Genomic DNA, 13,020 nt, shown 5'->3' on the forward strand with positions numbered 1-13,020 from the left:
CGGGGCATGGAAACGAAAAGCCCGGCGCGGGGCCGGGCTTTTCGGGTGAATCAGATTGAAGGATCAGGGTTTCGTGTAATCGGCAGCGTTGTTGTTCAGATTCGGATCTTCGGCGTCGGACAACACTTCTGCCCTGAAACTCAAGTGGGCCGTTCGAGGCGTGATCACCGAGAACCGGATGGTTTCCGATGTCCCGGCAGGCATCGGATCGATGCGGTTGCAGTAGATTTCATAAGTCTGGTTGCGCTTGCAAATCCAGCCCTTGGGGTTGGCGGTTGTCGGGTTGGCGCCGTTGCCGCGAATCATCACGAACACATTCTGGGCCGCGTCCGGGCCTGCATTGTGTACAGGCACACTGAAGTTCGCGACCGGGCCGGAGGCGACGCCGGTGCGTACCAAGCCGACCGAGAGATCGGCCTGTGGTGGTGCAGGCGTCACGGTGACCGCGTCCTGGAAGTCGTTGTTCGACGTGTCGGGATCGTCCGTCTCGGACGTCGCAGCCGCCGCAGCCGTCAGCGTACCCGGCAACGTCGTCGCGACAGCGGAGGCTTGGAGCGTGAACGTCGCCGCTGTATTCGCCGCGAGAGTCGAGGCATTGCATGCGACGCTCGTCGTGCCACCGGATATTTGAGGCGCGTCGCAGCTCCAACCCTCCGGAGTGATGCTGACCTGCAGGTCGGGCAGCGCCTGATCGAAGGCGAAACCCACACCCGGATTGGTCGCGTCGTCCGGGCCGCGGTTGATCACCGTCCCGATGACCATGACGGGGCGTCCTACGCTGACCGTCGAGGGCGTTGCTTCGACGTCCATTTCGAGGTCGGCGTGTTCGACCGTCTGCACGGCGAAATACGCGATCGCCGGGTCGTGGTCGGATAGGCGCGACGGCGAGTTGGCGTCGTTGCGGTTGGTTTCCGGGAAGTCGGCGTTCATGCGCGCGTGGTCGAGGTCGTACGCGGCCACGTCGGTGCCCAGCGCCTGGTTGATCAGGATGTGGTCCAGCGACTGCGCCTGCCCGTCGAAGACGTACGAATAGCGCTTGTTCGCCTCCGGCAGGTAATGCAGGTTCATCAGGTCCGGGTTCACCAGGTCGACGCCATCGCCCGGGACCACGGTCTGGTCGTCCGGGGTCGGCAGGCCGGTGACCACGCCCATCGGATCGACGTAGCCGTCGTTGAAGTCGAAGGCGTTGAAGTCGCCGAGCACGATCAGGTGTTCGCTCGGATCGGCGGTTTCGCGGGCCTGCACCAGGCCGGCCAGGTATTCGGCCTGCGCCTGGCGCTTCTTGCGCACGCGGTCGCCGGCGGTGGTGAGGCCGGATACCGTTTCGTCCGAGATGCCGTTCAGCGAACGCTGGTGCACGGCGAACGCGCTGACCGGGAACGAACGACCGTCGGCGTAGTGCACGATCGCGCGCAGCAGCAGCGGCGGGCGGTCGTTGAGCAGCGAGGCCGAGTTGTCGCTGGGATCGATCCAGGTGGTGTCCTTGCCGTACTGGGTCACGTCGACGACTTCGACGCGCGGCGTCGAGCCATCGACCGGCGCGGTCTTGACCAGGAAGCCGACGTCGATGCCGCCGACGTCGTTGCCTTCGTCGAGGTAGGCGGCGTACTGCGGATCCTCGTCGCCGGCGGCGACCGCATCGCTGTTGATCTTGCTCGCGAGCTGCTGGAGCGTGGACAGGTTCTCCATCTCCATCACCGCAAGCACGTCCGGCGTATGCAGTTCGTCGCGGATGCCGAGCGAAGCCTTGTTGAGTCGGTTGGCGAACGCGGCCGGGGTCAGCACCGGCTCGCCGATCGCGGGATCGTTGACGGTGTCGAAGAAGCGCTCGAGGTTGTAGCTGGCGACGGTGAATTCGTCGTCGCTCGGCAGGCGCGCCGCGGTCACGGCTTCGCCGGTGGATGCGACCGTCGGCGTGGCTTCGGGCAGGATGGTGTAGCGGCGGAAGCCGTAGTCCATCGGCCCGGTCACGCCGGTGACGACCGCACCGGCCGCGAGGTCGAGCTTGGCCCCGCCGATCGCGTCACTGTCGACTTCCATGGTTTCCGGCGCGGTATCCCAGCGCGGGATCGGCGGAATGGAACCGCTCGGCGCCGGATCGGGCGCCTGGATGCCCGGGGTGCGGAACGGACGCGGATCGCCGGTGACGGTGGCGTAAAACACGCCGTTGCTGGCGCCGGTGGCGTTCGGCTCGTTGGTGGTGCCGTCGGTCGGACCGACCACGGTCAGCGAGGCCGCGCTGACGCGCATGCCTTCGACGCGCTCGAGTTGGTCGTAGGCGCCTTCCGGATTCGGGAAGGTGGTGGTCAGCGGCACCGGCGTCGGCAGGGCGTTGCCGGTGGACAGCAGGGTGACGGTGGCGAAGCCGAGTTCGGTCAGCGGCGGCTGCAGCGGATCCTGCGTCGGCGAGTACTCGCTGATGGTCGCGGTGACCTGGACGAGGTTGCCGACCGCGGCTTCGGCCGGCGGCGCGCTGCTGGTGAACACGTACACGCCTTCCGAGGTCATCGGATCCGCGTCCGCGTCCGCATCCGCGGCCTGGATGAAGAAGCCGTTGCTCTTGCGGCCGGTGACGATGCCGCGCGTGGTCACGGTCTGGCCGACCAGCGGCGAGGCGTCGCCATTGCCCTGGATGTCGTGGATCGGAACGACGGTGACGTCGTCGTTGTTGATCGTACCGGTACCGGTGCCGTTGGCGATGATCGCGCCGCCCGCGTTCGTCACCACCACGCTGAAGGTTTCGTTCGGCTCGGGGGTGGTGTCGCCGTTGACGTCGACGCTGATCGTGACCGAGGTAGTGCCTGCGGCGATCGTCGCGGTGCCGCTCTTGGCAACGTAATCGTTGTCGGCGGTGGTCGCGGTGCCGTCGACCGTCATGTAGCCGATATTGAGGTCGGAGGTCGGGGCGACGTTCGAGCTGATGGTGAAGAAGAACGGCTTGGTGCCGCTGTCGCCTTCGGCCGCCGAGGTGCTACCGAACGACACGCTCGGCTGCGCGACCACGCCGGAGGTGACGGAGATGTTGTCGATGCCGACGATCTCGTCGTTGCCCGCGGCATTGGTGGTGATGATGCGCACCTGCAGCAGCGGCTGGTTGTTCGCATCCGCCGGAAGCACCGCGGAAACGGCGGTGACCTTGCCGGAGAGGCTGGGGCCTTCGGTGGCGTCGGCCACGAAGCCGGCAGGAACGTTGGTGAACGCGCCGCTGTTGCCGACGCGGTATTGCAGCGCCACCGGCTGCACCGCGTTGTCGGCGGTGCCGTCGAGGTCGCGCAGGTCGTAGGCGACGTTGATGCCGGTCTGGCCGCTGGTATCGAGGTTGATCAGCAGGTAGGGCGCATCGGCCGTGCCGGAGCCCTGGAACCCGATCGTCGGGTCGGTGATCTGGAATTCGATCACGTCGCCATTGGAGATGCTGGTGCTGGTCTGGTTGGCCAGCACGCTGAGGTCGTTGGCGGCGGCGCTGGTGCCGGTCAGCGTCTGCGGATCGGTGCCGGTCGAGGTCGTGATGTCCTGCCCGAGGTAGCCCTCGATGCCGGGGACGCCGGACCAGTCGTCGTTGGTCGTGATCAGGCCGGTGTTCGACCAATCCTGCGAGAAGGGCAGGGTTTGCGCGGTGTTGTTCGCGTTCGCGGCGAAGATCGCCGGCGACAACAGGATGGCGAGCGCCAGGCGGCGCTTGAGGCTGGACAGCATGAGTTTTCCCCGAATCGGCGCGCTCCGGCGCCATGGCCCGATTGTGCCCCAAACCGATGTCGGCGGCATGACGCCAGATCCACGACGAGCCCTCGGCTCGATCCGGGGCTTGTCGGCAGGCGATCGGGGAAGGCGCCTGCCCCCGAACCGCGCCGTAACGGCGCGGTGGCGAGGCTCAGGGCGTGACGTTCACCGACGTCGAGGCCTGGTTGTTCCCGGGTACCGGGTCGACGTTCGCCGAATCGGCCGTGATCGCGAGATGCACCTGGCCGCCTGCCTTGCCGGCGGGCGCGCTCGCGGTCACGGTGAACGTCGCGGTGCCGCCCGAACCGACCTGCGAAAAGACGCAGGCTATGGTCGTGGACCCCGCCGCAATTTGCGGAACCTCGCAGTCCTGCAGCGGGTCACTCGACGTGATCGCCAGGTCCGGGAGTTCGGCGTCGAAGGCGAACCCCGCGCCGACGAAGGACGCGGTATCGGGCCCGAGGTTGCGCACCTTGGCGGTGAACGTCATCGCCTGCCCGGCCTTCACCGCGGCCGGCGTCGCGGTCACGCTCGCCGACAAGTCCGCGAAGGAATCCGGGGTGACGTACAGCACCACCGGGTCGTGCGACGACACCCGCAGCGCGGTCGTGTCGTTGCGGCGGGTCTCGGGGAAATCCGCGTCGATGCGCGCGTAGTCCATGCGCGTGCCGCCGCCGGCCGAGAGCGCCGCGTTGATCAGGATGTGGTCGGTCTGCTGTCGCGATCCGCGGTCGAGGTCGTTGTAGCCCTCGGTGCTGCCGAGGGGCGTGTACAAGGTCGGGTTCAAGATGTGAGCGCCATCGTTCGGGACCGCCGTCCTTTCGTCGATCGGGGCCTCGTGGAAGACGGCGAGGACATCGACGTAGCCGTCGTTCACCGCCGGCGCGTCGAAATCGCCGAGCAGCACGATCTTCCGCGTCGGATCGGCGACCTGCAATTGCTGGATGTAGTTGGCGATGTACTGCACCTGCTGCAGGCGCTTCTGCCGGACCCTGTCGCCGAGCGTGGTCAGGCCCGACGCGGCTTCGCTGGCGATGTCCTCGCGGTCGCGCAGCTGGGCATTGATGACCGTCAGCGGATACCCGCTTCCGTCGATGTCGACGGTGGCATCGAGCATGAGCGGGGGGCGGTCGAACAACACCGCGTTGTGCCCCAACCCCGGGTCGAAGAAGGTCGCCGATTTGCCGATCTGGACGACCGAACGGACTTGCACGCGCGGACGGCCGCTCGCGCCGGCCGCGGTCTTGACCAGCAGCGCGACATCGAGCCCGTCCGTGGCGCTGCCCTCGAGCAGGTACGGCTTGTACGCCGGGTTCGGATGGCCCGCCGCCACTTCGTCGTTGTTGATCTTGACCCCGATCGAGAACAGCGCGGCCGAGTTCTCGACATCCTGCAAGCCGAGGATGTCCGGCAGGTGCAGCGCGTTGCGCACGGCGAGCGAGAGCTTGGCGACGCGTGCATTGAATGCGTCGATCGTGAGCACGGGTTCGTCGCGGCCCGGGTCGTTGGCCGGGTCGTAGAAGCGATCCAGGTTGAAGCTCGCGACGGTGAAGCCATTGGCGGGCGGGTTCGGCGCGTACTTCAGCGGGGACACGGACGTCATCGTGATCGGCGCCGTCGGGTCGCGCAGCAGGGTGTAGCGACGGTTGCGGTAATCGAGGACGCCCTGCAGGCCGGTGACCGTCGTGCCCGTCATCAGGTTGAGTTGCGATCCGCCCTGGGCATCGCTGTCGACGGCGATGACCTCGGGATTGCCGTCCCAGATCGGCAATGGCAGCGATTCGCTGCCGGACGGGTTCGGGTCGGGCTGTTCGATGCCCTGCTCGCGGTAAGGGATTCCACGCGACGGATCGACCTTGGTCGCGAAGAAGACGCCGTTGCTCGCGGCGGTGCTGGTGCGCTCGGTCACCACGCCCTGGGTCGGGCCGGTGACGACCACCGTTCCGGGCGTGACGCGCATCCCCTCGTAGGGTTCGAGCTGCAGGTACGCCGTCCAGTTCGTGTCGGTGGGATCGATCTGCAATGCCACCGGCGCAGGCAGCGGGTTGCCGCTGCTGACGACGGTGATCGCGGGAGAGGCGCCGAGCTGGGTGCGTTCCGGGGAGCCGGGATCATCCGGCGGCACGAAGGACTGCACGGTCCCGGTGACGACGACGCGGTTGCCGACCGCGGCGCTCGAAGGCGGCGCGCCGCCGGTGTCGACGAAAATGCCGCTCGAGGATTGCCAGAATCCGTCGTCTTGTCCGTCCGGCGTCTGCATGAAGAAGCCGTTTTCCACGCGCGCCGTGACCACGCCGCCAACGGGCAGGCGCTGCCCGATGTGTTGCGGCCCGTCGCCGAACATATCCCGCCACTGGATTTCGTCGATCAGGTAGGTTTTCGGATCGTCGTTGCGGATGGTCAGCTTGACGCTCTGATTCGCGGTGCCCGGGGTCGCGCCCGTTGCGCTCACCACGTCGATGAGCGCGTACTCGTCCGCTTCGTAGTCCTGGTCGCCATAGACCGTAAAGTTGAGCGGGGCGGACGTCTTGCCCGCGGGGATCGTGCCTTGCAACGTTCCGGAAGGTGCGTAATCGACGCCGGATTTCGCGCTTCCGCCGTATACCTTGACGCTGAACGCCACGCCGCCGGCGGGCGCGGCCTTGTTGAGTTTCGCGAGCGCGACCGCGGTCTTGGTCCCGCTGTTGCCCTCGTCCACCGAGACTCCCTGCAACGAGATGACGGGCGGGGGCTCGAAGTCGGAGGTCGCACCGACATGCACGTTGTCGACCGCCAGGCCATCGTCGTTGCCCGCGGCATCGAAGTCCTTCCAGCGCAGCCAGAACGTCGCGCCCGCGGGAATGGTGATGCCAGCCGGAAGATCCGCGCCAATGCTCAGCTGGTACTGGGGCAGGCTGCCGTTGATCCGCCCGACCGGCGCACCGGTCGCGATCGTGTTCACATCCAACGCGTCGACATCGGTCCAGTGCCCGGTCTGCAGCGACGTCGCGTCCGTGCTGAACTGGAAGTCGAGGCGGTCGCTGCGACCGGTCGCGCCGACATGCCATTGCTGGCCACCGTACCGGATCCAGATCGATGTCAGGTTCCCGCCGGTGGCGTTCTTCAGGCAGACGCCGAACATCGGCGCCATCGCGGCGCTGGCGACGCTGCCGAGCGCGCGCCATGACGACCCCGCGGTGCCATAACTGTAGAGCCCGGCTCCGCCATGGGAGCCATCGTCCGCGATCATCAACCCATCGCCGTCGTAGATGGACCAGCCCACGGGGACTTGCGACGAAGATCCGCTGGACGCCAGTGAATCGAAGTTCTGGTCGTAGGCGATGAAAGTCGACCAGGGGATCTCGGCGCAACCGGCGTGCGCCGTGCCCGCGAAGCACAAAGCCGCAAGCAACGGCAACACCAAACCGCCGCGCATCGACGCGAAGTAAGCCCCCATGTCCCGCCCCCGATTCCCCGTTCCCCGCGCGAATCCTAGCGCGCCGGACCATGGCCGCAAGTGACGGGGAATCCGCGCAGGGACGCCGCGGCGGGCCCATGCGAGAATCCGGGCATGGCGATAGACGACAACCAGCGCCCGCTCGAGGCGGAGATCCACACCGACCTGGCCGGTCGCATGACCTACGCCGGCTACCTGCAACTGGACCGGCTGCTGTCCGCGCAGCAGCCGCTGTCGAACCCGCCGCATCACGACGAACTCCTGTTCATCATCCAGCACCAGGTCTCGGAGCTGTGGCTGAAGCTGCTGGTGCACGAGCTGGGCGCGGCGATCGAACACCTGCGCCGCGACGAACTCGACGCCTGCCAGAAGATCTTCGCGCGCTGCAAGCAGGTGATCGCGCAGCTGACCGCGATGTGGTCGGTGCTGGAAACGCTCACGCCCTCCGAATACATGGAATTCCGCCACATCCTCGGGCCGTCGTCGGGATTCCAGTCGCTGCAGTACCGCGTCATCGAATTCCAGCTAGGCAACAAGAACGCCGGGATGCTGAAGGTGTTCGCGCACGACCCGCAGGCGCAGGCGCGGTTGCGCGAAGCGCTGGAATCGCCGTCGCTGTACGACGAGGCGCTGGCCTACCTCGCGCGCCGCGGCCACGCGATTCCGCAGCGCCACCTGCAGCGCGATTGGTCGCAGCCGCACGTCTCGGATCCGGAATTGCTGCCGGCGTTCGAGCGCATCTACGAGGACACCGATGCGCACTGGGCCGAGTACCACCTGTGCGAGGACCTGGTCGACCTCGAATCGCAATTCCAGCTCTGGCGCTTCCGCCACATGCGCACGGTGCTGCGCATCATCGGTTTCAAGCCCGGCACCGGCGGTTCCAGCGGCGTGGGTTTCCTCAAGCAGGCGCTGGACCTGACCTTTTTCCCGGAGCTGTTCGAAGTGCGAACGGCCATCGGCGTACCGAACGCCGCCTACTGATCGGGCTGCTGCGCCGCAGCATGGGTCCGCGGTTTGACGCCGCATCGCGTCGTCGGCAATGCTCGCGCGTCCCGCATCGCGGGCTGATTTCCTGAATACGCCACTTCCACACAGGGGAACCGCATGAGCGGAGCCGCAGACACCTCAACGCCGGTGAATCCACCGGACTTCCCGCAACTCATGGGGCACCCGCGTCCGTTGTGGATGCTGTTCATGTCGGAATTCTGGGAACGCTTCGCGTTCTACGGCATTCGCTGGGCGATGGTGTTGTACATCGTGGCCCAGTTCCACGGCGGCGATGCCTCCGGCGAGAAGCCGGCGAGCGAACTCTATGGCGCGTACCTGGCGCTGGTGTACGCGGGCGCGATCTTCGGCGGCTACGTGGCCGACAAACTGATCGGCTTCCAGCGTTCGATCCTGCTCGGCGCGGTGATCATGGCCGCGGGCCTGTTCCTGCTGGCATCGCCGACCGAATCGATGTTCAAGCTCGGCCTGGCCACGATCATCGTCGGCAACGGCCTGTTCAAGCCGATCATCTCCACCATCGTCGGCAAGCTGTACGCGCAGGGCGACGAACGCCGCGATTCCGGCTTCACCATCTTCTACATGGGCATCAACCTCGGCGCGCTGCTGGCGCCGCTGGTCACCCAGTACCTGGCGAAGAAGATCTTCGGCATCGAGGACATGCCGGCCTACAAGGTCGTGTTCATCGCCTCGGGCGTCGGCATGCTGCTGAGCCTGGTGTGGTTCTGGTTCGGGCGCAGGCAACTCAAGGGCATCGGCCTGCCGGCCGCGCACCAGACCGGGATGCGCAACGTCAGCCTGGTGCTGTTGCTGGGCGTGATCATCGGCATCCCGCTGTTCTACGCGCTGCTGACCATCGACGCGACCTTGCTGCAGTACATCCTGATGGCGTTGTTCGTGATCCCGGCGGTGATGCTGTTCCGCGAAGGCGTGGTGGAAGGCCGGGTCTCGCGCGACAAGGTGTCCGCGATGCTGCTCATCTTCGTGTTCAACGTGCTGTTCTGGATGTTCTTCGAGCAGGCCGGCAGTTCGTTCAACTTCCTCGCCGAGAAGATCGTCGACCGCGACATCGGCATGCAGGGCCTGTTCCAGGCGCTCGCCGGCACCAACGATTTCCCGGTGTCCTGGTTCCAGTCGGTGAACTCGGTGGCGATCATCGTGCTCGCGCCGATCATGGCCTGGATGTGGGTGAAGATGGGCCGCAACAACCCGATCATCCCGCGCAAGTTCGGCCTCGGCCTGATCTTCAATGGCCTCGCCTTCCTGCTGCTGATGGTGGCGCTGTCGAGCATGCTCGATGACGCCGGCAAGATCCCGTTCTGGACGTTGTTCATGGTCTACGTGATCCAGTCGATCGGGGAGCTGTGCCTGTCGCCGATCGGCTTGTCGATGACCACCAAACTCGCGCCGGCCAAGCTCGGCGGCTTGGCGATGGGCTGCTGGTTCCTGTCGATCGCGATCGGCAACAACCTCGCGGGCATCTTCGCCGGCCACGTCAGCGGCGAAGGCGGCATGACCGTGGCCTCGGCGCATTCCGGCTACACCTTTGGCTTCTATGCGCTGGTCGGCTCGGGCGTGTTGCTGTTCCTGATCGCGCCGCTGATCCAGAAGTGGATGCATGGGGTGAAGTGAGTTCAGAGCCTGCTCCGTACTCGATACGGGGATGAACTCATCCCGGCCAGCACATGGATGTGCGCTGAGCCGGGATCCAAGGGCAAAAACTGGATTCCCGCTTTCGCGGGAATGACGAGCAAAAAGCGAAAACGGCGCCTCAGGGCGCCGTTTTCGTTTCAGGCCTCGGTCAGGTGAGCGATGCCATCGGCGAGCTTGTCCAGCAGCGCGTCCAGCGCCGCGCGTTCGCCGGATTCGAGCCGCGAGAGCAGGCGCCGTTCCAGGTCCAGCGCCAGCGGCGCGATCTCGTCATAGATGCGCTGGCCGCCGCGGCTGAGCGCGAGCACCGAGCGCCGGCGGTCGTCGCCGTGCGTGTCGCGTTCGACCAGTTCGCGTTCGAGCAAACGCGCCACGGCGCGGCTGACCGCGACCTTGTCCATGGCCGTGCGCGCGGCGACCTCGCCGGCGGAGAGATCGGGATAGCGCCCGAGCACCGCGATCACCCGCCATTCGGTCACGCCGATGCCGAAACGCTGCGCGTAGCGCGTGGCGATGGCCTGGCTGATGCGGTTGGACAGCACGCTCAGCCGATAGGGCAGGAAATGCTCGAGGTCGAGGCTGGCGTGGCGCGGCATGCGGCGTCGCGGCTTGAAATGGTTTCAGATGAAACTATACAATCCGGGCCCCACGTGCAAGCGATGCAGGAAGGCCATGAGCGCGCAACCGAACCTCGGCATGACCGTCACCACCTTCGAGAACCCGATGGGCATCCACGGCTTCGAATTCGTGGAATTCGCCGCGCCGGCCGGGCAGGGCGCCGCGATGCGCGCCTACCTCGAAAGCCTCGGTTTCACCGCGGTGGCGAAGCACAGGTCGCGCGCCGTCACCCTGTTCCGCCAGGGCACGATCAATTTCCTGCTGAACGAGTCCGCCGATACCTTCGCTGCCGATTTCGCGACCAAGCACGGCCCCTCCGCCTGCGGTTTCGCGATCCGATTCACCAAGCCAACGAAGGAAGTCCTTTCGCACGTGCTCGCCAACGGCGGCGAGGAGATCGCGGCCGAGGGCGCAGTGAACGCGCCCAAGATCCAGGGCATCGGCGGCTGCATGCTCTACCTGATCGACGATGCGCGCGACGACCTCTACGCCGACTACGCGCCGCTGCCGGGCGTGGACCAGCATCCGGCCGGTTTCGGCCTGACCTTCCTCGACCACCTCACGCACAACGTGTTCCTCGGCAACATGCAGCAGTGGTCGGATTACTACGAGAAGTTGTTCAACTTCCGCGAGATCCGCTACTTCGACATCAAGGGCGCCAAGACCGGCCTGCTGTCGAAGGCGATGACCGCGCCGGACGGCATGGTGCGCATCCCGCTCAACGAATCGAGCGACGAGAAGAGCCAGATCAACGAATACCTGCGCGAATACAAGGGCGAGGGCATCCAGCACATCGCGCTGTTCACCGACGACATCTATTCGACCATCGAGAAGATGCGCGAACAGGGCGTCGCCTTCCTCGACACGCCCGACACCTACTTCGACGTGATCGACCAGCGCGTCCCGAACCACGGTGAGGATGTGCCGCGGCTGGCCAGGAACAAGATCCTGATCGACGCCGATCCGGAAACGCACCAGCGCAAGCTGCTGCAGATCTTCACCCAGAACGCGTTCGGCCCGATCTTCTTCGAGATCATCCAGCGCAAGGGCAACGAAGGTTTCGGCGAAGGCAATTTCCAGGCGCTGTTCGAATCGATCGAACGCGACCAGATGCGCCGCGGCGTGTTGTGAGGTTTTGAATCCCTCTCCCGCGTGCGGGGAGAGGGTGGCGAAGCCGGGTAAGGGGCACTATCGGGAGTGGATGCACCAATGAGCATCGCCAGCAACGGTTACCAGAGCGGTTTCGGCAACGAATTCGCGAGCGAGGCGATCCCCGGCTCTTTGCCGGAAGGGCGCAATTCGCCGCAGAAGGTGGCGCACGGCCTGTACGCCGAGCAGATCAGCGGCACCGCGTTCACCGCGCCTCGCCATGCGAACCGTCGCAGCTGGCTGTACCGCATCCGCCCGGCGGCGATGCATGGCGAATTCAAGCCGTTCGAGCAGCCGCTGCTCTCAAAGGGGGTGCTGCACAACGATTTCGACACCGGCCCGGTGACGCCGGACCAGTTGCGCTGGAGCCCATTGCCAATTCCCGAAACGCCGACCGATTTCGTCGATGGCCTCGTCACCATGGCCGGCAACGGTTCGCCGGCGACGCAGAGCGGCATCGGCATCCACATGTACGCGGCGAATCGCGACATGCAGGGTCGCTTCTTCTACGACGCCGACGGCGAATTGCTGATCGTTCCGCAGCAGGGCCGGCTGCACATCGAAACCGAACTCGGCGTGCTCGATGTCGAGCCGCAGGAAATCGCGCTGATCCCGCGCGGCATCCGCTTCCGCGTCGCGCTGCCGGACGGTCCCTCGCGCGGCTACGTGTGCGAGAACTTCGGCGCCTTCCTGCGCATCCCCGACCTCGGCCCCATCGGCAGCAATGGCCTCGCGAACCCGCGCGATTTCCTCGCGCCGAACGCGGCCTACGAAGACGTCGACGGCGATTTCGAATTGATCGCGAAGTTCCAGGGCCACCTGTGGCGCGCGGACATCGGCCATTCGCCGCTGGACGTCGTCGCGTGGCACGGCAACCACGCGCCCTGCAAGTACGACCTGCGCAAGTTCAACACGATTGGTTCCATCAGCTTCGACCATCCCGATCCGTCGATCTTCCTGGTGCTGACTTCGCCCAGCGATACGCCCGGCGTCGGCAACATGGATTTCGTGATCTTCCCGCCGCGCGTGCTGGTGGCACGGGACACGTTCCGCCCGCCGTGGTTCCACCGCAACATCGCCAGCGAGTTCATGGGCCTGGTCTACGGCGCCTACGACGCGAAGGCGGAAGGTTTCGCGCCCGGCGGCGCGTCGCTGCACAACTGCATGACCGGGCATGGGCCGGATGCGGCGACGTTCGAGAAGGCGAGCAACGCCGATACCTCGAAGCCGGATGTCATCGGCGGCACCATGGCCTTCATGTTCGAGGCACGCAACGTGATCCGCCCGACGAAGACCGCGATGGACGCCGCGCATCGGCAACGCGACTACCAGGCCTGCTGGGCCGGCTTGCAGAAGCACTTCAAGCCATAGGTTTGAACGCGCGTCGCGGGGATTCGCGGCGCGTTCACCCGCATCGGCGACACTGGTTCCCTTCGAAC

7 protein-coding genes are annotated in these 13,020 nt (G+C 66.1%); 4 read left to right on the plus strand and 3 right to left on the minus strand.

Translation table 11 applies throughout. The features are described from left to right. Positions 1–63 precede the first annotated feature (63 nt). Together FNZ56_RS11055 and FNZ56_RS11060 are read right to left on the minus strand one after the other, a co-directional pair. Positions 64–3,696 (minus strand): Calx-beta domain-containing protein, encoded by a 3,633-nt coding sequence (locus FNZ56_RS11055; RefSeq protein WP_185970735.1) that lies wholly within the window; start codon positions 3,694–3,696, stop codon positions 64–66. A 175-nt stretch (positions 3,697–3,871) separates the two neighbouring features. Then, positions 3,872–7,156, minus strand: coding sequence for a CARDB domain-containing protein (locus FNZ56_RS11060; protein ID WP_143879887.1), 3,285 nt, complete (start codon positions 7,154–7,156; stop codon positions 3,872–3,874). 114 nt (positions 7,157–7,270) lie between these two features. Here FNZ56_RS11060 and FNZ56_RS11065 point away from each other — a divergent pair, with 114 nt between their 5' ends. Further along, positions 7,271–8,140 (plus strand): tryptophan 2,3-dioxygenase, encoded by an 870-nt coding sequence (locus FNZ56_RS11065; protein WP_143879888.1) that lies wholly within the window; start codon positions 7,271–7,273, stop codon positions 8,138–8,140. A gap of 123 nt (positions 8,141–8,263) precedes the next feature. Continuing rightward, positions 8,264–9,796 carry a peptide MFS transporter gene (locus tag FNZ56_RS11070; RefSeq protein WP_143879889.1) on the plus strand — a complete coding sequence of 511 codons (1,533 nt, stop codon included), beginning with the start codon at positions 8,264–8,266 and terminating at the stop codon, positions 9,794–9,796. Between the two features lie 158 nt (positions 9,797–9,954). On the opposite strand, the gene FNZ56_RS11075 is transcribed toward FNZ56_RS11070, so the two are convergent. Then, entirely contained in the window at positions 9,955–10,410 is a 456-nt protein-coding gene (locus FNZ56_RS11075) for a MarR family winged helix-turn-helix transcriptional regulator (protein ID WP_143879890.1), read from the minus strand. Positions 10,411–10,486: 76 nt separating this feature from the next. Between FNZ56_RS11075 and hppD the strand changes: the two genes are divergently transcribed. Both hppD and hmgA read left to right on the plus strand, forming a co-directional pair. Then, on the plus strand, positions 10,487–11,563 hold the full coding sequence (hppD, locus tag FNZ56_RS11080; protein WP_143879891.1) for a 4-hydroxyphenylpyruvate dioxygenase: 1,077 nt from the start codon (positions 10,487–10,489) through the stop codon (positions 11,561–11,563). Between the two features lie 78 nt (positions 11,564–11,641). Continuing rightward, positions 11,642–12,952 carry a homogentisate 1,2-dioxygenase gene (hmgA, locus tag FNZ56_RS11085; RefSeq protein ID WP_143879892.1) on the plus strand — a complete coding sequence of 437 codons (1,311 nt, stop codon included), beginning with the start codon at positions 11,642–11,644 and terminating at the stop codon, positions 12,950–12,952. The last annotated feature ends 68 nt before the right edge of the window (positions 12,953–13,020 follow it).

The organism is Lysobacter lycopersici (assembly GCF_007556775.1).
GTDB lineage: Bacteria > Pseudomonadota > Gammaproteobacteria > Xanthomonadales > Xanthomonadaceae > Pseudoluteimonas > Pseudoluteimonas lycopersici.